At 45.7% G+C, this 20,091-nt stretch carries 20 protein-coding genes; 18 read left to right on the top strand and 2 right to left on the bottom strand.

Going from position 1 to position 20,091, the window contains the following annotated elements; all coding sequences use genetic code 11:
- Positions 1 to 32: 32 nt before the first annotated feature.
- Genes sufC through HH301_RS11335 form a run of 6 tightly spaced genes read left to right on the top strand, consistent with a single transcriptional unit; the run spans position 33 to position 4,503 of the window.
- Positions 33 to 773 (top strand): Fe-S cluster assembly ATPase SufC, encoded by a 741-nt coding sequence (gene sufC / locus HH301_RS11360; protein ID WP_420821186.1) that lies wholly within the window; start codon positions 33 to 35, stop codon positions 771 to 773.
- A 40-nt stretch (positions 774 to 813) separates the two neighbouring features.
- Positions 814 to 2,094 carry a Fe-S cluster assembly protein SufD gene (gene sufD, locus HH301_RS11355; protein WP_169569018.1) on the top strand — a complete coding sequence of 427 codons (1,281 nt, stop codon included), beginning with the start codon at positions 814 to 816 and terminating at the stop codon, positions 2,092 to 2,094.
- An 8-nt stretch (positions 2,095 to 2,102) separates the two neighbouring features.
- On the top strand, positions 2,103 to 3,326 hold the full coding sequence (locus HH301_RS11350) for an aminotransferase class V-fold PLP-dependent enzyme (RefSeq protein WP_169569564.1): 1,224 nt from the start codon (positions 2,103 to 2,105) through the stop codon (positions 3,324 to 3,326).
- 2 nt (positions 3,327 to 3,328) lie between these two features.
- Positions 3,329 to 3,790 carry a Fe-S cluster assembly sulfur transfer protein SufU gene (sufU, locus tag HH301_RS11345; RefSeq protein WP_169569017.1) on the top strand — a complete coding sequence of 154 codons (462 nt, stop codon included), beginning with the start codon at positions 3,329 to 3,331 and terminating at the stop codon, positions 3,788 to 3,790.
- Positions 3,787 to 4,152, top strand: coding sequence for an SUF system Fe-S cluster assembly protein (locus tag HH301_RS11340; protein ID WP_169569016.1), 366 nt, complete (start codon positions 3,787 to 3,789; stop codon positions 4,150 to 4,152). Before sufU ends, HH301_RS11340 begins: the two co-directional genes overlap by 4 nt.
- 12 nt (positions 4,153 to 4,164) lie before the next feature.
- The gene (locus HH301_RS11335; protein WP_169569015.1) at positions 4,165 to 4,503 is read left to right on the top strand and encodes a HesB/IscA family protein; all 339 of its coding nucleotides are present in this window, start codon (positions 4,165 to 4,167) and stop codon (positions 4,501 to 4,503) included.
- Positions 4,504 to 4,505: 2 nt separating this feature from the next.
- Here the strand turns inward: HH301_RS11335 and HH301_RS11330 are convergent, their stop codons facing one another.
- The gene (locus tag HH301_RS11330; protein WP_169569014.1) at positions 4,506 to 5,804 is read right to left on the bottom strand and encodes a diguanylate cyclase; all 1,299 of its coding nucleotides are present in this window, start codon (positions 5,802 to 5,804) and stop codon (positions 4,506 to 4,508) included.
- Between the two features lie 205 nt (positions 5,805 to 6,009).
- Between HH301_RS11330 and HH301_RS11325 the strand changes: the two genes are divergently transcribed.
- Both HH301_RS11325 and HH301_RS11320 read left to right on the top strand, forming a co-directional pair.
- Positions 6,010 to 7,155: an acyl-CoA dehydrogenase family protein gene (locus HH301_RS11325; RefSeq protein WP_169569013.1), complete on the top strand. Its 1,146-nt coding sequence runs from the start codon at positions 6,010 to 6,012 to the stop codon at positions 7,153 to 7,155.
- Positions 7,156 to 7,245: 90 nt separating this feature from the next.
- Positions 7,246 to 7,905, top strand: coding sequence for an RluA family pseudouridine synthase (locus HH301_RS11320; RefSeq protein ID WP_169569012.1), 660 nt, complete (start codon positions 7,246 to 7,248; stop codon positions 7,903 to 7,905).
- On the opposite strand, the gene HH301_RS11315 is transcribed toward HH301_RS11320, so the two are convergent.
- Positions 7,902 to 8,849 carry a GGDEF domain-containing protein gene (locus HH301_RS11315; protein WP_169569011.1) on the bottom strand — a complete coding sequence of 316 codons (948 nt, stop codon included), beginning with the start codon at positions 8,847 to 8,849 and terminating at the stop codon, positions 7,902 to 7,904. The genes HH301_RS11320 and HH301_RS11315 overlap by 4 nt on opposite strands.
- Positions 8,850 to 9,314: 465 nt before the next feature.
- Between HH301_RS11315 and HH301_RS11310 the strand changes: the two genes are divergently transcribed.
- Genes HH301_RS11310 through HH301_RS11265 form a run of 10 tightly spaced genes read left to right on the top strand, consistent with a single transcriptional unit; the run spans position 9,315 to position 20,087 of the window.
- Complete coding sequence (locus tag HH301_RS11310) at positions 9,315 to 9,611, top strand: STAS domain-containing protein (RefSeq protein ID WP_169569010.1); 297 nt, start codon at positions 9,315 to 9,317, stop codon at positions 9,609 to 9,611.
- A complete protein-coding gene (locus HH301_RS11305; protein ID WP_169569009.1) occupies positions 9,612 to 9,977 on the top strand; it encodes a response regulator in 366 nt (121 codons plus the stop codon).
- Positions 9,978 to 10,001: 24 nt separating this feature from the next.
- Positions 10,002 to 12,176 (top strand): chemotaxis protein CheA, encoded by a 2,175-nt coding sequence (locus tag HH301_RS11300; protein ID WP_169569008.1) that lies wholly within the window; start codon positions 10,002 to 10,004, stop codon positions 12,174 to 12,176.
- 6 nt (positions 12,177 to 12,182) lie between these two features.
- Complete coding sequence (locus tag HH301_RS11295; protein ID WP_169569007.1) at positions 12,183 to 12,752, top strand: chemotaxis protein CheW; 570 nt, start codon at positions 12,183 to 12,185, stop codon at positions 12,750 to 12,752.
- A gap of 18 nt (positions 12,753 to 12,770) precedes the next feature.
- Positions 12,771 to 15,503 (top strand): methyl-accepting chemotaxis protein, encoded by a 2,733-nt coding sequence (locus HH301_RS17785; RefSeq protein ID WP_169569006.1) that lies wholly within the window; start codon positions 12,771 to 12,773, stop codon positions 15,501 to 15,503.
- A gap of 57 nt (positions 15,504 to 15,560) precedes the next feature.
- Positions 15,561 to 16,424, top strand: a complete 864-nt coding sequence (locus HH301_RS11285; RefSeq protein WP_169569005.1) for a CheR family methyltransferase — start codon at positions 15,561 to 15,563, stop codon at positions 16,422 to 16,424.
- A gap of 5 nt (positions 16,425 to 16,429) precedes the next feature.
- Positions 16,430 to 17,083, top strand: coding sequence for a chemoreceptor glutamine deamidase CheD (locus HH301_RS11280; protein ID WP_169569004.1), 654 nt, complete (start codon positions 16,430 to 16,432; stop codon positions 17,081 to 17,083).
- A gap of 8 nt (positions 17,084 to 17,091) precedes the next feature.
- A complete protein-coding gene (locus HH301_RS11275; protein WP_169569003.1) occupies positions 17,092 to 18,159 on the top strand; it encodes a protein-glutamate methylesterase/protein-glutamine glutaminase in 1,068 nt (355 codons plus the stop codon).
- A complete protein-coding gene (locus HH301_RS11270; RefSeq protein ID WP_169569002.1) occupies positions 18,156 to 19,763 on the top strand; it encodes a methyl-accepting chemotaxis protein in 1,608 nt (535 codons plus the stop codon). The genes HH301_RS11275 and HH301_RS11270 overlap by 4 nt, the downstream gene beginning before the upstream one ends.
- Positions 19,764 to 19,781: 18 nt before the next feature.
- Positions 19,782 to 20,087: an STAS domain-containing protein gene (locus HH301_RS11265; protein ID WP_169569001.1), complete on the top strand. Its 306-nt coding sequence runs from the start codon at positions 19,782 to 19,784 to the stop codon at positions 20,085 to 20,087.
- The last annotated feature ends 4 nt before the right edge of the window (positions 20,088 to 20,091 follow it).

Here is a 20,091-nt window from a genome sequence, read left to right as displayed (position 1 = left end):
TATGTTTTTAGATCGAGAGCTAGATCAAAATGTTGGAAATTAAAGACCTTCACGCCACAGTGCATGGCAAGGAAATCCTAAAAGGCATTAGCCTCACCATCAACCCTGGTGAAGTCCATGCGATCATGGGCCCAAATGGTGCTGGTAAAAGCACTTTATCCTACGTTCTTTCCGGGCGGGATGGATATGAGGTCACATCCGGATCCGTCACCTATATGGGGAAAGATCTCCTGGAGATGGATCCGGATGAGCGTGCCTGTAGCGGTGTTTTTCTAGCCTTTCAGTATCCGGTTGAAATCCCCGGTGTTGCCTCAGCGACTTTCCTTAAAACGGCCCTTAACGCGCAACGTAAGTTCCGCGGAGAGGAAGAACTTGATGCCATGCAATTTTTGAAACTTGTTCGGGAAAAATCCAAAGAGCTGGACATTAAAGATGATATGTTGAAGCGGCCTGTAAATGTGGGCTTCTCCGGCGGTGAGAAAAAACGAAATGAGGTTCTGCAAATGTCTTTGCTGGAGCCAAGTTTGATGATCCTGGATGAAACAGATAGTGGTCTTGATATTGACGCCCTGAAGATTGCAGCGGATGGAGTGAACCGGCTTCGCTCACCGGAGAGATCAGCACTTGTCATCACTCATTATCAGCGACTGCTGGACTACATCGTTCCCGATTTCGTGCATGTGCTGGCAGACGGCAAGATTGTCAAATCAGGCGATAAGACACTGGCGCTGGAACTGGAGGAAAAAGGATATGCAGATATTAGTGCAGCTTAACCTGCTCTGAACCTGCAGCTTTCCGACCAAGGATGAACAGATGAAGACATTATCCCCCCTCGCCCAAAAATATGTAGATCGATTTGAAACGGCACTTGAAACTTTGCCGGGTGCAGGCAATCGACATATCGAAACGCTTCGAAAATCAGGCCTAAAACGATTTGAAGGAACTGATTTTCCAAACAAACGGATCGAGGACTGGCGCTTCACCAATCTGTCTGAGTTCAGCAAAAAGTTTGGTGAGGTCGCCAATGATGGCACCTCCCCACTCTCCAATGCTGATTTTCATACTGAATTGGAAGTCGTTTTTATTGACGGGGTCTTTTCCGCTGAGCACAGCAAACTATCGAACCTTCCGGATGGAGTTCGCCTCTCTTCTTTTGCTGAGGATCTGCAAAAAGACATGGCGCTTTCATTGCCGGAGGATGAAAACCGTTCCCTATATTTGCTGAACACTGCTTTTATGCAGGATGGATACTGCCTCTATGTTGAAGATGAAACTCAGGTCGATACGCCTCTTGTCATTCGCTTCCTGAATAATAATGGAACCGAAGGTCGACACCTTCGAAATCGGATCCTGATGGGTAAAGACAGTTCTCTGACACTTTTCGAAATTCACGAAGGCACGGGAAGTTATTTCTCCAACCCGGTGACTACAGTCATGCTGGGGGAAGGCGCCGAACTCTCCCACTACAAATTGCAGAATGAAAGTACAGACGCTTATCATTTAGCCCTTACCGACGCAGAGCTGACAACTGGGTCGACATACAGCAATTTCAGCCTGTCCTTTGGATCGAAGCTCTCTCGCAATGAATTTCATACACGGATCATTGGCGCTGACGTGTGCAGCGAGTTAAACGGCGCTTATCTCATCGGTGGCCAACAACATTGCGATACAACAACCTTGACCGAGCATCTGGTGCCTCAGAATGAAAGCAAACAGATCTATAAGGGGGTACTGGACGGCAAAGCACATGGTGTTTTCCAGGGTAAAATCCATATCCATGAAGACGCGCAGAAAGTATCAGGTGATCAGCTAAGTAAGGCGTTGCTTTTGTCAGATACTTCACAGGTCTCAGTCAAACCAGAGCTAGAAATCTATGCTGATGACGTCAAATGCAGTCACGGCGCCACATCCGGTGAATTGGATGAAGATGCCCTGTTTTATCTGATGGCTCGTGGCATTGATCCAGATACTGCTCGGCAAATGCTGATCGAAGCTTTTCTAGGTGATGTTCTGGAAGAGATTCAACATCCTGAGATCAAAACCTATTTCACCCAACTGGCGGCAAATTGGCTGTCTGGAAATCGGGGCGAGTGATGAACGACATGACTACATTTGACGTAGAAAAAATCCGTGAGGATTTCCCGATCTTCAAAGAAAAAATCCACGGCAAGCGGCTAACTTTTCTGGATAGTGGTGCGTCCGCACAAAAACCAACAGTCGTCTTAGATGCGATCAACAAAGCCTACAGCCAGACTTATGCCAACGTGCATCGGGGTGTCCATTATCTGAGCCAAAAATCCACGGAACTATATGAAGGCGCCCGGGAAACAGTTCGCGCCCATATGAATGCTGAAAGTCTGGATGAAATTATCTTCACCAAAAGTACGACAGAAGCTATCAATCTGGTCGCACAGTCCTTCGGCCAGATGGCCATTGGTGAAGGCGATGAAATTCTTCTGTCCTATCTTGAGCATCACTCCAATATTGTACCGTGGCAACTCGTCGCGGAACGGGTTGGTGCAACGGTAAAGGCCGTTCCAATTGATCAGAACGGCGAGTTATTGATGGAGGAATATAAAAACCTCCTGACTGACAAAACAAAGATCGTAGCTATCACTCATGTGTCCAACGCAATTGGAACCGTGACGCCCATCAAGGAAATCATCCAGATTGCCCACCAGCAAGACGTTCCCGTTCTGGTCGATGGATCACAGGCTATTCCCCATATGAAAGTGGATGTGCAAGATCTGGATGCGGATTTTTATGTTTTCACGGGCCATAAGATTTTTGCCCCAACCGGCATTGGTGTTCTTTACGGCAAAGAAAAGTGGCTGGAGAAAATGCCGCCCTATCAAGGCGGCGGTGACATGATCAACCGGGTCACTTTTGAAAAAACAACCTATGCAACAGGCCACAGCAAATTCGAAGCTGGTACACCCCCGATTGTCCAGGCAATCGGGCTTGGCACTGCAATTGACTATACGAACGGTATTGGTTTTGACGCCATTGGCGCGCATGAACAGTCTTTGCTTGCATATGCGACTGAACAGTTAGGCCAGTTAAATAATGTCAGGATTATTGGTCAGGCCAAACACAAGGCTGCGATCGTGTCCTTCACAATGGACGGTATTCACCCCCATGATATTGGCACCATTGTCGATCAGGCTGGTGTTGCGGTTCGTGTCGGACATCATTGTGCACAGCCCTTGATGGATTTTTATGATGTCCCGTCAACAGTTCGGGCTTCGTTCGCCCTCTACAACAACAAGCAGGATGTGGACGAATTGGTAAAATCTATTCAAATGGTGCAGGAGTTCTTTCGCTGATCATGAGTGATCTGAAGTCCCTATATCAGGAAGTCATCCTAGATCATTCCAAGAATCCCCGAAATTTTGGGGAGATTTCTCCCTGTACGCATACAGGTCATGGCCACAATCCGCTTTGCGGGGATACGGTTACGATATTCTGTAATCTGGATAACAATGGAACTATTCTGGAGATAAGTTTTGAAGGAAAAGGGTGTGCTATTTCAATGGCTTCCGCATCATTGCTTACAGATATTCTGAAAGGAAAAACAGTCGAACAGGCCAAATCCCTGTTTTCAGAATTTCATCAGCTCGTCACCAGCGAGCAGGACAACAATGACCCTTCAGAAGAAGCTGAACGGCTACAAATATTGGCAGGTGTACGCCAGTTCCCTATGCGCGTTAAATGCGCCACTCTTCCCTGGCATGCCTTGATGGCTGCACTGGAAGGTAGAGAACCGGCCAGTACGGAGTTTTCATCATGAGCGTATCTGAAACACAAAGACCCGTTGCGACAGGCCCCTATCAGGAAGGAACAAGCTCCTCGCCCCTCGAAGGCAAGATTATTGAAGCCTTGCGAACAGTTTTTGATCCTGAAATTCCTGTCAGTATTTATGATTTGGGCCTCATTTACGTCATTGATATCGACGAAAGCGGTCATACATATGTTGGCATGACATTAACAGCACCTGGATGCCCTGTTGCAGGGGAAATTCCTGGCTGGGTAAGGGATGCAGTGATAAAAGTTGAAGGCATTTCTGAGGTAGAGGTTGAAATCCTCTGGGATCCGCCTTGGACACCTGATAATATGTCAGAAGCCGCAAAACTTGATTTGGGTATGTTTTAAAGAGGTGAGTTGATGAGTGATGCACAGATTATGACATTGACGGAAAAAGCCGAAGCCCGGCTAAGCACCTTGCTTTCCCAAAATGACAAGCCTGTTCTTGGCTTGCGCATTGGCATTACCAATACAGGCTGCAATGGCCTTTCCTACACAATGGATTATGCGACTGAAGAAAAAGAGTCAGACGCAATTGTAGATACTGGCAAGGTACGCCTGCTCGTCGATGAAGATGCCATTCAGTATGTAAATGGCACCGAGATGGATTGGGAAGAAAAAGGCCTTGAATCCAAATTCACGTTCGTGAACCCCAATGAAAAGGGACGCTGCGGCTGCGGCTCATCTTTTCACGTATAAGGCTAGTCCACGAAAACACATTGATTGCGACCGAGTTTTTTCGCCTGATAAAGTCCTTTATCAGCCCGATTGATCATGTCCTCTATTGAACTGCCCAGTTCAGAAGCGATCCCCATACTGGCCGTCACACGGACATCTTCACCCCCATAGTTAAATCGCAATGTCGCAATCGCTTCACGAAGGCTGTTGAAAAAGCTTTCCCTGTGGTCTTTATCAACATTAACAGCCAGCAGGCAGAACTCCTCCCCACCCATGCGCGCAAGAATATCTGTATTTCGAAGGATTGATTTCAGCGCGTTAGCAACTTCAGCCAGGATTTCATCACCGGCCTCATGACCATAAGTATCGTTGATCCGCTTAAACCGATCCATGTCGATCATAGCGATATCAATGGTAATTTGTCCGCGCTGAGCACTTGCAAACAAATTTGGCGCTGAGTCCATAAAAAACATCCGATTGGGAAGCTTGGTCAGATAATCGGTCGTTGCTCTGAACATCAGTTCATTCAGCATATCCATTTTGTTCATGTTCATCGCTACGCGGGTTTCAAACTCGTCCGCATCCAACGGTGTCTGAATGAAATCATCAGCGCCAAAACGGATCAGGTCTGCAGCAAAGCGGTTATGATCTTTGGGCGCAATTCCAACAATGGCGAGATCCTCTGGGTCTCTCCCCAACCGAAGTTTCTTTATGAAGTCAAAATTTTTCATCTCGGTTTCGGTAAAGCCAGCGATTACCAACCGAATGGATGGATTATTTTCAACCGCTTTCAAAGCAGCATCAGGGTTATCCACCTCAACCACCTTAAAAAGATGCTTTTCCAGAGAATATCGAACCGATTGTCGCAAAGTTTCCGGGCTTGCGGCGACCAACACTTTTGTGTGCCTGTTATTATCCAAACGCTTTACCGCCTGGCGAACAAGGTCGAGATCCCCAACATTCTCTTTAATAAGATAATCAACGATCCCCAGTGTTTTCACTCGGGCAATTAAGTCAACCTGTGAGGAATTTACAAGCGCAAGCGTCGAAATCCCGCTTTTATGAACAAATTCGAGGGCTTCACCGTCGGTTGCTCCTGGAACAACAGAAGATACAAGTGCCAAAAAATAGTCGTCGCGATTTGCGGATAATTTTTCTTCCAGATCATCGAAATGATGAACAACATCAATCTCACCAGAGAAAACTTCCCGCAGTGAACTTTCCAATACCGCTAGATATATTGGTGAATGCTCAACAAGTAGCAGTCGCTCCTTTGCCGCGGAACCTTTATCAATCTGCACTGTTGTCTCAAGTGACGTCATACCCGAAAACCCCTGTCCGTAGTCAATCAGGACAAATTACACCTTACCACCTTAATAATTCTTTATAGCGTAAATTTCAGGAAACAATGTCAAATTGGAAAATAAATTACTAAGCTAGCTTATCTTTTTGGTTGCTTATTGACCAATTATCATCAAAAATCGCCCCAAAATCCCACAAAGTAAATTAAGAAAATAGGGTTTCCAAATGACACGCAGACTTCTGACAGAAGACCATCGCATTTTTCAGCAAGCCGCCCGAAAGTTCGCAGAAGAACGGATTGCACCTTTTCATGACCAATGGGAAAAGGATGGACAAGTTCCAAAATCCGTTTGGCGCGAAGCCGGAGAAGCAGGCTTCCTTTGCTGCACGGTTCCAGAAGAATACGGTGGACCAGGTGCAGATTTTCTCTACAGCGCTATTTTCTGTGAAGAAATCGCTAGAGTTGGCGCAACTGGACCTGCTTTTCACCTCCACTCCGAGATCGTTGCTCCTTACCTGATGCACTACGGTACAGAAGAACAGAAGAAAAAGTGGCTCCCAAAACTGGTTTCAGGAGAAGTTATTGCTGCTGTTGCCATGACAGAGCCCGGTGCAGGATCAGATCTTCAGAATATCCGGACAACCGCTATTCGAGATGGCGATGATCTGGTCGTAAATGGTCAAAAAGTCTTTATCAGCAATGGCCAAATTGCAGATTTAGTGGTTCTGGCCTGCAAAACAGATCCTGAAGCCAAGGGTAAAGGGGTCAGCCTTCTGCTGATGGAAGGAGACCGTGCGGGTTTTGAGCGAGGCCGTAACCTGGAAAAAATTGGGTATAAAGCGCAAGACACTTCAGAACTTTTCTTTAATGATGTACGTGTTCCCTACTCCAATATTCTTGGTGAAGAAGGCAAAGGCTTCTACCAATTAATGGAGCAATTGGCACAGGAAAGACTTGTGATTGCCATCCGGTCCGTTGCCGTTATTGAAGCTGCCCTTGAATGGACTGTTGCCTATACGAGTGAACGAAAAGCATTTGGTCGTTCCATCGCTGATTTCCAGAACACTCAGTTTAAATTAGCTGAAATAAAGTCTCAGGCAGTCATGCTTCGCTATTTCGTTGATCGCTGCCTGGAGGATCATCTGAAAGGTGAGTTGGATGCTGTAACAGCTGCGATGGCCAAGCTTCAAACGACCGAAATTTTAATGCAGGTCCTTGATGAGTGCGTTCAACTTCATGGTGGCTATGGCTATATGTGGGAATACCCGATTGCCCGTGCATGGACTGATAACCGGATGACCCGGATTGCGGGCGGTTCATCAGAAATCATGAAACAGATCATCGGCAAGGATTTGCTCAAAAATTCATAAATATCGTTGAGGCCGGTCAAGCCGGCCTCTTTTTCTTTGATGGATTTATCCGTGTAAGATAAAAAACCGTTATTCAACATCGGTCCGACAATGAATTCTTACACCCCACCACAGGAGCCATATGCTCCGGTTCTTTTTTGCGATGATCACATTCTCATTGCAAACAAGCCCTCTGGATTATTAACGGTTCCAGGCCGAGGACCTGAAAAAGCGGATTGCCTCTATTCACGCCTTCAAAAACAATTTCCGACAGTTGAAGTTGTTCACAGACTGGATATGGAAACCTCTGGCATTGTTCTTTTTGCTCTTTCCAAAAGAGCACAAAGTCATCTTGGAAAAGCATTTCAACAAAGAGAGGTTTATAAAGTCTATCACGCCCTTGTCTCGGGCTACCCCAAAGAACAAAGCGGTCTCATTGACCTTGCATTAATCGCTGACTGGCCAAACAGACCCAAACAGAAGGTCGATCCAGAAAAAGGAAAGCCTGCACTTACGAAATGGCAAATACTTGAAAAAAGAGAGGCTTGTAGCCTCATAAGGCTTATGCCTTTTACCGGAAGATCCCATCAGCTAAGGGTTCACATGCAGGCAATTGGTCATCCAATTTTGGGGGATGCCTTATATGCACCACCTGAAATCATAAAATTGGCAGACCGCCTGCAACTCCATGCCAGTTTTCTCAGCTTTACTCACCCGATCACACATGAACGGGTTGAATTCTTCACCGACTTACCGTTTTTACGAAATTAAACAGCCCTTCTATTGGTCTCTAATTCTGACGCTTCAGATTGAACCGTAATCGCATTGTTACCTTTTTTAATGGATTCCAATAGAGCCGCTTCTGTCTGCCGAAGCATTGCATCAAGTGTCAGTCCCAGTTTATTGGTTGCTCCAATACTGATCTGCAGGGGATGCCCCTTGACCATATAATTTTGCGACTGAACGGCAAGAGCTAAGTCATCCATAAAGGTATAAAGGTGTGTGGTCCGCATATTTACGGCCAGTATACAAAATATGTTTTCTCGATACCGACACAGTAAATCAGTGTCTCTTTGCCGTTTCTCAAGAATTTCTGAAACAGACAGTAGAATTTTCCCTTGCTCTGTTTCAGGTAAAGAATTGCCTGAGAAGCTTACGTCGTCCAGTGAGAGCATTACGCAAGATAGGGTGATTTGGTCTCTTTCTGCACTTGCAAACAGAGCCCTTCCCCTCTCGAGAAACGCCAATCTTCCCAACAAGCCTGTAAGGGTATCCCGCTGACCAATCAAATTAAACGCTTCTTCACGGAATAACCTTTCAATCGCCAGGGCAATTCGAACCTGACAATCATGTTCTGACACCGGTTCCAACGCATAGTCAAAATAATTGGCATTGATAACGTCAGGGATATTTTTCAGATCCTGAGATTTTAGGAAAAACAATATGCTGAACTGATGTGCAGGTAAGTCAGATTGCCATCTTTGTATCTGCGCGACCATGGCTTTATCAAGCCGCTGCTCTGTAATAACAAGCAGCGTTGGCAAGGAACTGTTTTTTACTTTTTCACCAACCTCATCCAGATTGACTTCATCCAATGCAAGCAACTGATTGCTGGCAACCATATTCTGAAATAACGCCTTGGTCTGCTCCCGCTTACTGACAAGCAACAACCTCATCGGTTTACCAATATGTATTGCCAGATTTGCAGCTCCCATATCCAGGTACTCCTATGACTAAATCCATATAAATCAATCAATAACTGGTGAAACCAGCGTACTACCATTTAGATAATTATATAATCAGTAATTTAGTGTAATCAAAATATTGAAATGAGAAAAAATTGTTTGATTTCTATCATAGATTTAGACTGTTTACCCATTTTCAATCAGTCCACCGATAAAAAAATAATATAAAATCTAAAATTACCAATATATTACATGTATTTATCAAATAGTATTTTAACATTAAAATATTTCTAAAATTGATTGCACCCCAACAATCATTAACCATAAATATGTTTAATATTCTTATTTAGATAGCCTTAATGTTACCTGAGCGTGCATTAGAAAATATTTTTAACCTCAAATTAACATTAATCAGCGACTTTAAGCATATCACTAAAGTAATGCGTAAACCTGAGTTCAAAATTTGTCTTTAATTTCAACATTTATGGTTAAGCCGTGCAGATCGAAGTCAATGAAAATAATGTAATGCTTCCAGAAATTCTCAATTTGAGTATTGCGGAAAATCTTCGTGAAACATTTCTACAACTTCAAGGCTCAGTCTCTGATGTAACGCTTGATGCTTCGAAAGTTGAAACAATCACAACCCCCTGCCTGCAGGTGATTGTTGCAATGGGTAAGTCTCTTGAAGAAGCCGATAAATCGTTACGGATATCAGAACCCAGTGATGCTCTGAATTCAGCCATAAATGATCTCGGACTAGCAAATGTCTTTTCTAAATGGAGTACCGAATAAATGGGGAAGAGAGTTCTAGCAGTAGACGATTCCAAAACCATGCGCGACATGGTCAGCTTCACACTCAAAGGTGCAGGGTATGAAGTTGTCGAAGCTGCTGACGGCCTGCTTGCATTAGACGCAATCAAGTCAAACATGGTGGATCTCGTAATTACAGATATCAACATGCCCAACATGGATGGGATCGGGTTGGTAAAAGCGCTACGGCAAAACCCAGCACATAGCTCCACCCCCATTCTGGTTCTGACGACCGAAAGTGACGATAGCAAAAAGAATGAAGGTCGGGCAGCCGGTGCAACAGGCTGGATTGTAAAACCATTTGAGCCTGAAAAGCTCTTGAAAGTGGTTCAGAAAGTCTGCGGCTGAAAATCATAGGACACGGGAATTACCATGGACGAATTTGCCCAATTTAAAGCAACCTATTTTGCAGAGTGCGCAGAGCTTTTAAGCGACGTTGAAACTCAGCTATCTGAACTGGCAGACGCTTCAGATGATCCTGAAGTTATGAATGCTATTTTTCGGGCAGTTCATTCAATCAAAGCAGGCGCAGGCGCCTTTAAATTCACGCAACTTGCTGAATTTTCACACGAATTTGAAGCGTTACTGGACCGAATGCGCGATGGCAGGATTGCAGTAACTGAAGAAGGTGTAAGCCTGCTTTTCCGCGCGTCAGATATCCTTAGCGCGATGGTAGAGTCTGCGGAAAACGAAGAAGCATTAACTCCTGAGTTTGGTAAAGAGATCCTCGATGAGATTACTCTTATGACCAAAGGAGAGAAGATTTCAGAGACAAAGGACGTTGAAGTAGAAGAAGTTTCAGAGACTTCACCTGAAGCGTCTGACGCGAAGCAAAAAACATATCATATTTCTTTTGCCCCCAAGGCAGAACTATTCAAACACGCAAACGAACCTCTGCTAATTGTTCGTGAACTCAAAACACTTGGAGAACTGACTGCCGAGCCTGATTTGGATCGACTCCCCTCTCTTGCGAGCATGGATGGCGAAGAAGCATATTTCGCTTGGAAATTTACTTTAGTTTCTGATGAAGATATTTCAGAAATCGAAGAGGTATTTGAGTTCGTAACTGAGGATTGCGATCTTTCCATTACAGTAGCTGGAGACACGCCTTCATCTTCTGAAATAGAAAAAACAGACGAATTGGCCTCAGAAGCTTCCGCAACAGCGGAGACTAAAACAGCTGAAACAGCTCCTGAAAAAACTACCGCACCGGCAAAAACACAGAAACAAGCCGCCCCAAAAGTTACGTCCATTCGCGTTGAACTGGATCGCATTGATCGCCTTGTGAACATGGTGGGTGAACTTGTTATCACACAATCTATGCTATCTCAGCAAACAGACGACCTTCCAACAGAACAATACCCCAATATGGTTAGGGGTCTGGAAGAACTGGCATTACACACACGGGAACTGCAGGAAAGCGTGATGGCTATTCGGATGCAGCCCGTAAAATCTGTATTTTCCCGTATGCCAAGACTTGTACGGGAGCTTGCTGCTAAGCTTGATAAGAAGGTTACGCTGACGACTGTCGGAGAACAGACCGAAGTCGACAAAACCGTTATCGAAGAAATTAGCGATCCCATTACCCATATGATCCGCAATTCATTGGATCATGGCCTTGAAAGCACAGAAGATCGCATCGCTGCTGGTAAACCTGAAACCGGAAATGTGACTTTATCAGCTGAACATCGCGGAGGCCGGATTGTAATCACAATTTCCGATGATGGTCGCGGTATCAACCGTGAAGCCGTTTTAAAGCGTGCAATAGAACGTGGACTGATTGCAGAAAACGCAACCCCATCTGATGAGGAGATTGATAACATGATCTTCGCACCAGGATTTTCGACCGCGGAAAAAGTTACAGATGTTTCTGGACGTGGCGTCGGAATGGACGTCGTTCGCAGAAACATTCAGGCTCTGGGCGGCCGCGTTTCCATTCAGTCAAATCCTGGCAAGGGGTCACGCTTCACAATGACCCTGCCCCTTACCCTTGCGGTGATGGACGGCATGATTGTCCAGGTGGGACACGCAAAATACGTTATTCCTATTCCAAACATTGTGGAAAGTCTGCGCCCCACGAAGGAAAGTCTTAAAAAATTACCTAACGGCCAGCGACTTGTCTCAATTCGCGGCCAATATATTCCGCTCTGCTCATTGCATCAGCTGTTCAATATTCAGAACGCTGAAAGCGATCCTTCCAAAGCCCTCGTCGTACTTGTGGAAAGCGAGGAATTTGGCACAACCGGTATCGTGGTTGATGAGCTCATAGGGCAACAACAGGTCGTTATCAAAAGTTTGGAAAATAACTATCGACCAGTAGTGGGTATTTCCGCAGCCACAATCCTCGGAAACGGCAAGGTTGCCCCAATCCTGGATATCGAAGCGCTCTACAAAATTTCACAGAAATACCTGAAGGAAGGATCAGCTTCCGGTGGACCAAATAATGGTTCAAGCAATGGAAGTGGACACGAAAATATCATTCCACCTTCAGATATGACAGGGATCGCCACTCTTGAAAATGGTGTATCGACCCAACCAGCAGGATAATTAAGTATGGAAGCATTAGACGTTAAAAATAGCGATGAAAAACTGGGAAATGCCGCTCTTTCTGCGTCAGAAGTTGCAGAAAACGATGACCAGATCATTCATGGAAGCCAGCAATTCGTTACCTTTGCAATTGGCGACGAGGAATATGCTGTCGACATTATGCAGGTCCGTGAAATCCAGGCCTGGTCAGAGGTTACAGTGCTTCCCAATCAACCTGAATATATGCGGGGCGTTCTTAACCTAAGAGGCATCATCGTTCCAATTTTCGATTTGCGATGCCGTTTCAAACAAGGACGGACCGAAGCGTCGCCCGTTCATGTTGTCGTTATCATTGCAATTGGGGAACGCATTATTGGGGTCCTTGTGGACCGTGTGTCTGACATTTTGACCGTCGAACAGGACGATATCAGACCCGTTCCGGATATGGACGACAATGGGGAAAGCAAACACTTAATGGGGCTTGTCACCGCTGAGGAGCGAATGGTGGCTCTACTTAATACCGAAAGTCTTTTTAACAAAGACATCATCAATCCAAGTATCAGCGGTGCCGAGCAGGCACTAGCTCAGAATAGCTGAGTAGTGAGGAACTGAAAAATGACAGACATGACATTTAATTCTGGCGGTTTGCCTAACTCGGCAACTCAAAAGAAAATCTCTTTTTCAAATATGTCCATCAAGATGCGGATATATTCTGGTTTTGCGCTGGCAGGCATCCTGCTAATCGTCGCATCCATCATAAATATCGCCACATCGTCTGCGGACACCCTGACCATGATCCTAGTCGATCTTGTCATTGAACTAGCAATTGTTGCTGGTATTGCAGTCTTCACTGCCTCTTCAATTGAGAAAATCCTGCGTAATCTTGCGGATGCCTCAATTACTAGTATGACAACCGGTCAAAGTGTTCACATTCCCTATACGAACACACCTGGTGCCCTTGGCCAATTTGCCCGTGAAATGTCAACGCTGTCTGACAATACCATTGCAAATATGAGAACCAAGGCCGCTTTGGATAGCTGCCGTACAAACGTGATGGTGGCTGACGAAAATCACAACATTACTTATGTAAATGACACCATGCTTGAAATGCTGCGGGAAAATGAAGGGGCTTTGAAGTCCGACCTACCGCAGTTCAACGCAAATGGCATCATTGGCGTAAATATTGATGATTTTCACAAAAATCCGGCTCACCAGCGGGGTCTACTGGATGGTCTACGTCAACCGCTTGAAACGTCCATCACAATCGGCGGTCGCAACTTTGAACTGATCGCATCTCCAGTCTTTAATTCCCAACATGACCGAATTGGTACTGTTGTTGAGTGGGAAGATGTAACAGAGAAAATGGCTAAGCAAGCTGCTGAAGAAAAACAGGCAGCGGAAAATGCCCGGATCAAATCAGCACTCGATAATTGCCGGACGAATGTCATGGTTGCGGATGCCGATTACAACATCGTCTACGCGAACGATACCATGATGAAAATGCTGCAGGAAAATGAGAAAAACATGCAGCAGGATCTGCCTAAATTTGACGCTGCCAAACTTATCGGCACAAACATTGACAGTTTCCACAAAAACCCAAGTCATCAACGTAACATTCTTGGCAACATGTCAGAACCCGTTGAAACATCGCTGGAAATTGGCGGCAAGAACTATGATCTGGTTGTGTCTCCTGTTCTTGATGAAGCAGGAAACCGCACAGGTACAGTTGTTGAATGGGAAGATGTTACTGAGGAACTGGCAAGAGTTCGTGAAGAGCGTCGGGTCGCTAATGAAAATTCACGTATCAAGTCAGCTCTAGATAACTGCACAACGAATATGATGGTCTCTGATGCGGACTACAATATCGTTTATATCAATGACACTATGCGCGATATGCTCATCGGTAATGAAGATGCCATGAAAAAGGATCTTCCAAGTTTTGATGCAAGCAAAATCATTGGAACTAACATTGATAGTTTCCACAAGAACCCATCCCACCAACGGGGAATGCTGGATAAACTGACATCATCCTTTGAAACTAGCATAACAATCGGTGGCCGGTTCTATGACCTGATCGCAAGCCCAGTTATGGACGATGAAGGTGAACGTATCGGTACTGTTGTTGAATGGGCAGATGTAACAGCCGAACGCAATATTGAAGAAGAAATCAATACTGTTGTCTCTGCTGCTGTGTCTGGTGATTTTGAAAGCCGCCTCACCCTTGATGGGAAAGATGGCTTCATGCTCAACCTGTCAAAATCCATCAACAGTCTGTCTGAAACAGTTTCAAGCGCAATGGAAGATGTAGGTGTAGCCCTATCGGCTCTGTCTACAGGTGACCTGACACGCAGAATTACCACAGACTATGATGGTCTTTTCGACACCCTGAAAACGAACGTAAATAACACCTGTGAGCAACTGACAGAAATCGTAGGTGACATTGTGATTTCCGCCTCCGAAGTGAACAACGCGGCCCAGGAAATCAATGAAGGTACCATAGATCTCTCCCAGCGGACGGAACAACAGGCTTCTAACCTTGAAGAGACCGCCGCTGCCATGGAAGAAATGGCTTCAACCACAAAACAAAATGCTGAAAACGCCCAGCAGGCCAATCAGCTCTCCATCTCAGCGCGTGATGTAGCAGAGAAAGGTGGAAATGTTGTGGGTGAAGTGGTGACCGCCATGAACCGGATCGAAACTTCTTCACAAAAAATCTCTGATATCATTGGTGTCATTGATGAAATCGCGTTCCAGACTAACCTTCTCGCTCTTAACGCGGCTGTTGAAGCTGCCAGAGCCGGAGATGCCGGTAAAGGCTTCGCGGTTGTGGCTGCGGAAGTTGGCACCCTCGCTCAACGGTCCTCACAAGCAGCGAAGGATATCAAAGGCCTCATCAACGATAGCGGCGCCCAGGTTAAAGACGGTGTCCGTCTCGTTGGAGATGCAGGTGAGTCCCTGACGGAGATTGTAGACTCCATTAAGCGTCTCAGTGACATTGTTTCTGAAATTGCAGCTGCTAGTGATGAACAATCAACCAGCATTTCAGAGATCAATAAATCTGTCGCACAGATGGACGAAATGACCCAGCAGAACTCTGCATTGGTTGAGGAAAATGCAGCCGCTTCAAGAACGCTGCAAGATCAGTCTGAAGCAATGAAAGACAGAATTTCCTTCTTTACTGTGGACGATAGTCACTCCTTCCAATCCAAGCCATCAGCTGCAGAAACTGCAACTGAATATAAGGCTCCAAAGCCGAATGGCAAAAGCGACCCAGCAGCCCATCGACCAATGCCAGTGGCATCGATGAGTTCAAACGCTGCGGCGGCTGAAGACTGGAGTGAGTTCTAGGGTACCAATTCCATTCCACCCAAATTTGGGTGGAATGGAGATTAGCGGATTACGTATATGAGCCAGCAAAGTGAAACCCTTGAAAAGAAAAGAGAGTTTGAATTCACGCATAAAGAATTCAAGAAACTTTCTGGTCTTATTCATGAACTGACAGGGATCGTTCTCGGCGATCATAAGCAGGATATGCTTTATGGTCGCCTTGCACGCCGCCTCCGTCAACTGGGTCTAAAGACTTTTTCTCAATATTGTGAGCTTCTTGACTCCCAAAAAGGAGATGAGGAAACAAGCTTTCTGGTTAATGCTGTTACGACAAACTTGACCAAGTTTTTCCGGGAACATCATCATTTCGATACTCTGACAGAGCACCTCTTGAAGCTCTCAACAGATACCAAACGGAGATCTCAAAGTTCCTCAGTGTTGATCTGGTCTGCAGGTTGCTCTTCTGGTGAAGAACCCTACTCTATTGCGACAACAGTACAGGATAAAGTCCCGGCACTTCGTAACTGGGATGTTAAAATTCTCGCGACTGATCTGGATACCAACATGCTCAATCATGGCAGGGCCGGTATATACAAATCGGATGCCCTTAAAGGCCTTCCAGAGGGCTACACCAGCACCCTAAAGGATAATGTCTCTGTGTCCGGGGACAGGTTTGAGTTGAAGGACCGGATCAAGCAGATGGTTCATTTCAAACAGCTCAACTTACTACACCAATGGCCAATGAAGCAGAAATACGACGTAATTTTCTGCCGCAATGTACTGATCTATTTTGATAACGCGACGAAAGAGCAACTTGTTGAAAGATATACAGATATGCTCCGTCCTGGAGGAAGGTTGTTCTTGGGCCATTCTGAAAGTCTTCAGCGATTGCCCAGAAGCTTAAAGCTGACGGGTCGAACTGCTTATGTGAAAGAGGCTTAACCAGAATGAACCGTCATCTATCAAATGATGTAGATCGCCGTCATCGCTCCCATCTCGAGGCCGCTATTGTCGATGGGAAGCGCAGGTATTTTGACCCGAAGCGAAACCGCAACGTTATTCGGGTTCTTCCTGGCGAGCACTATGTCTGCCATGACGGTAAAAAAGAGATGATTGTCACCATTTTAGGATCCTGTGTTGCAGCCTGTATTCGGGACCCCCTCACGGGGATTGGCGGCATGAACCATTTCATGCTCCCTGCCAGTGACACCGGAAATTGGGGGTCAGTAAGTGCCACCATGCGATATGGAAACTTCGCTATGGAAACCCTCATCAACGACATCCTTAAAACAGGCTGTCCAAGAAGCCGCCTAGAGGTGAAGTTGTTCGGCGGTGGAAACGTGACCACGAATTCCACGCGTGTTGGCAACATGAACGGTCAGTTTGCCATGAACTATCTTAAATACGAGGGCCTTGAGCCAGCCGCATACGATCTTGGTGGGCCTTGGCCAAGGCGTATTCACTATTTTCCAGACACTGGAAAAGTCGACCGTCTTCTGATGCGCCGTGATGACGATGTGCATCTACTGAAAGAAGAAGAAGAGTACCAGACACGCCTTCCACAGAATGTGGATAAAGGCGGTGAGATTGATTTGTTCTAGGGGATAAAATGGAACGGCGTAAAATTACAGTCCTGATTGTTGATGACTCTGCCCTCATCCGGCAGATGCTAACAACAATGTTGAACAGTGACCCAGGGATTGAAGTCATTGGTTCTGCACCTGATCCCTTAACGGCGCGTCAGATGATCAAGGAACTAAATCCTGACGTTTTGACGTTGGACATCGAAATGCCGAAAATGGATGGCATCGCCTTTTTAGAGAAAATCATCACACTACGCCCAATGCCAGTAGTGATGATTTCTTCTCTAACACAGGAAGGTGCCGATATTGCCCTGAAAGCATTGGAAATTGGGGCTGTTGACTATATTGGAAAACCGACATCTGACGTTCGGGTTGGTTTAGAAGAGAAAAAAGCAGAAGTTATTTCCAAGGTTAAAACAGCTGCGCGAGCTCAGGTTTTTGCCAAAAAACCATCTGACATACGGAAAGTTACAACGGTTTCCTATTCTGGGTATAAGACAACTGAGCAAATTATCTGCATTGGAGCCTCCACTGGTGGTGTTGAGGCGCTGCGGGAAATTGTAACCGCCCTGCCCGCCAACTCACCTGCTGTGCTGATCACTCAGCACATGCCTGAGTCCTTCACAACCTCTTTCGCAAATCGTCTCGACCAGATTTCCAAAGTAACAGTGGTCGAGGCAAAGCAAAACCAGCGAATTCTGCCCGGACATGTTTACATCGCTCCCGGTCACAGCCATCTGGAATTGGCAAAATCCGGAGCAAACTATGTATGCCATTTACATGATGGCCCACCGGTCAGTGGACACAGACCGTCCGTTAATGTCCTCTTTAATTCCGCAGCTAAAATCGGTGGAAAGAATGCGGTCGGCGTTATCCTGACAGGAATGGGAAAAGACGGCGCAGAAGGCCTATTAGCAATGCGCCAAGCCGGGGCTCCAACCATCGGACAGGACGAAGCCTCCTGTATTGTATATGGCATGCCTAGGGTCGCATTTGAACTCGGAGCCGTCGAAAAACAATATCCCCTAAACAAAATAACAGCGGCCATCTTTGAACAACTGAAAGCTCACGATGTAAAGGCTATTCGCATATGACCACATCTACATCACCCCATACCAAACCTCACATGGACCCTGATTTGGAGATTGTTCAGGCAGTGGACGATAGTGATAGTCGACTAGACCAGTTTTCAGAAGACGATATTGAACTTTTTGGTGCCCCTCTTGCTGAAGAAGCCGGGGATGACCACACCATCGATAGTGAAGCTGTTATGGAAGCCGTACCAGAAGTTGACGGCGTCGAAGATTTCTTCTTTGAACAAGACGATAAAACACCTGAAACAGACGAGGCTGCAGATGAAGGTGTAACGGTATTCGGTGAACCTGAAGTTGAAGAACCTGCGGCTGAAATTGAAGATACACATATCCAGGCAGAGGTCTCACAAATGGAAGAAATCTCCACTTCAACATCTGATGAAATTTCTGTTGTGGGAACTCATCAGAATGAGGAAGAAACTTCTGCTGACCCTACCGATAACCAATTGGTTCAACCAGAAGATACAGGGGAAGAAGAGATCGAACCGAAAACTACAACACTCGACTTGTCAGACTTACCTCATGATGCAGTTGATTTTCTGAATAGATGGATGAGCCTTGGTGAAACCCAGCGTAAGGCAATGAATATTGTTCTTTCAGAAATTGAGCTTGTTCAAGATCTAATGGAAACGAACATCTCCGAAATTTCCGAAAAATTCCAGGAACTTGCGGCGCATAGTCAGAAACAGTCTGATCAGGTCAGCCAGTTGGCAGAGGCCGCCCAAAACATTGAATATCAAGGAAAAACAATCGATCTTTCAAATGTTATTCAAACAATTGACGAGCATTTAACGAACATGATCAGCAAGATTGTCGACACCTCAAAACATGGTGTTGAAGTTGTTTATGCCCTTGATGACGTGAAAAAGGATGTCGCGAATGTAGAGGACTTGATTACCCAGATTGAAGGGATCAATAAGCAGACCAACCTTCTCGCCCTGAATGCTCGAATTGAAGCGGCTAGAGCTGGCGAGGCAGGCAAAGGGTTCGCCGTCGTCGCACATGAAGTTCAGGACTTGGCAAAATCCGTCAATGAAATGGCGATGAATATGCGCGAAGAAGTCAACCGCATGGCAGAGGGTGTCAGAGTTGGCCACACACGGATCAAAGAGGTTGCCAACATTGATCTATCAGAAAATATTCTGGTGAAAGACAATATCCGAGAGTTGATGGATTGTATTGTGGAGCAAAATGCAAACTACACAGAAGCGCTAAGATCTTCTGAGTCAGTCTCCAAGGATATTACAGCCGATATTTACGGAGTTATTACTAAGCTCCAGTTCCAGGATCGCGCGCGTCAGAGACTGGAAAACATTACTGGCACGCTTCAGGTCATGGACGAGAGTATCTCCGCATTTTCAAACGCAACAGGGGATGTCTTTGAGGAAGAAATGGTCGGCATGTCCAAAGACACTGAATGGTTTATCCAGATCATCGAAGGCTTAACTCTTGGCGAAATGAGAGAGCGCTTTATCAAATCCGTATTCGGTGAGGAGTATGAGGCGACTTCAGCAATTCCCCAAACCGCTGCGACCCCAGAGCTAAGTCAAACAACAACACCGTCAAACAACGAATTTGACGATGATGATATTGAGTTATTTTAAGAGAGGAAAGACAGGGAAATGAAGCCAGTCGTCACAAGTGATAATACAACGCTCAACATTGCTCTTACGGAAAAACTATCTTTTGAGGATCACAATAGTTTTAGGGAATTATTGGACCTTCTGAACGATAAAAAATACAAGAGCTGCCTGATAGATCTAAGTGGCCTTGAAAGCATTGATTCAGCTGGCCTGGGTATGCTGATGATCGCTCGCGAAACCGCTGATAAAACAGGCGCTAAACTTCAATTGCTTAAACCTGCGGGCCAAGTCAAACGACTATTAGAAATTTCCGAGATTGATAAGATCATTACTATTGTTCCGTAGGTTG

Origin of the sequence: Sneathiella limimaris, from assembly GCF_012932565.1 — a bacterium.
Lineage (GTDB): Bacteria > Pseudomonadota > Alphaproteobacteria > Sneathiellales > Sneathiellaceae > Sneathiella > Sneathiella limimaris.
This window is presented reverse-complemented; position numbering and strand designations above follow the sequence as displayed.

Bases quoted from the DNA above. Each gene is read 5' to 3' on its own strand.
- HH301_RS11280 (WP_169569004.1), top strand. From the start codon at position 16,430: ATGAACCGTCATCTATCAAATGATGTAGATCGCCGTCATCGCTCCCAT.
- HH301_RS11335 (WP_169569015.1), top strand. From the start codon at position 4,165: ATGAGTGATGCACAGATTATGACATTGACGGAAAAAGCCGAAGCCCGG.
- HH301_RS11340 (WP_169569016.1), top strand. From the start codon at position 3,787: ATGAGCGTATCTGAAACACAAAGACCCGTTGCGACAGGCCCCTATCAG.
- HH301_RS11315 (WP_169569011.1), bottom strand. From the start codon at position 8,849: ATGGGAGCTGCAAATCTGGCAATACATATTGGTAAACCGATGAGGTTG.
- HH301_RS11285 (WP_169569005.1), top strand. From the start codon at position 15,561: ATGAGCCAGCAAAGTGAAACCCTTGAAAAGAAAAGAGAGTTTGAATTC.
- HH301_RS11330 (WP_169569014.1), bottom strand. From the start codon at position 5,804: ATGACGTCACTTGAGACAACAGTGCAGATTGATAAAGGTTCCGCGGCA.
- HH301_RS11275 (WP_169569003.1), top strand. From the start codon at position 17,092: ATGGAACGGCGTAAAATTACAGTCCTGATTGTTGATGACTCTGCCCTC.
- HH301_RS11305 (WP_169569009.1), top strand. From the start codon at position 9,612: ATGGGGAAGAGAGTTCTAGCAGTAGACGATTCCAAAACCATGCGCGAC.
- HH301_RS11325 (WP_169569013.1), top strand. From the start codon at position 6,010: ATGACACGCAGACTTCTGACAGAAGACCATCGCATTTTTCAGCAAGCC.
- HH301_RS11265 (WP_169569001.1), top strand. From the start codon at position 19,782: ATGAAGCCAGTCGTCACAAGTGATAATACAACGCTCAACATTGCTCTT.
- HH301_RS11300 (WP_169569008.1), top strand. From the start codon at position 10,002: ATGGACGAATTTGCCCAATTTAAAGCAACCTATTTTGCAGAGTGCGCA.
- HH301_RS11320 (WP_169569012.1), top strand. From the start codon at position 7,246: ATGAATTCTTACACCCCACCACAGGAGCCATATGCTCCGGTTCTTTTT.
- HH301_RS11350 (WP_169569564.1), top strand. From the start codon at position 2,103: ATGACTACATTTGACGTAGAAAAAATCCGTGAGGATTTCCCGATCTTC.
- HH301_RS17785 (WP_169569006.1), top strand. From the start codon at position 12,771: ATGACAGACATGACATTTAATTCTGGCGGTTTGCCTAACTCGGCAACT.
- HH301_RS11295 (WP_169569007.1), top strand. From the start codon at position 12,183: ATGGAAGCATTAGACGTTAAAAATAGCGATGAAAAACTGGGAAATGCC.
- sufD (WP_169569018.1), top strand. From the start codon at position 814: ATGAAGACATTATCCCCCCTCGCCCAAAAATATGTAGATCGATTTGAA.
- HH301_RS11270 (WP_169569002.1), top strand. From the start codon at position 18,156: ATGACCACATCTACATCACCCCATACCAAACCTCACATGGACCCTGAT.
- sufU (WP_169569017.1), top strand. From the start codon at position 3,329: ATGAGTGATCTGAAGTCCCTATATCAGGAAGTCATCCTAGATCATTCC.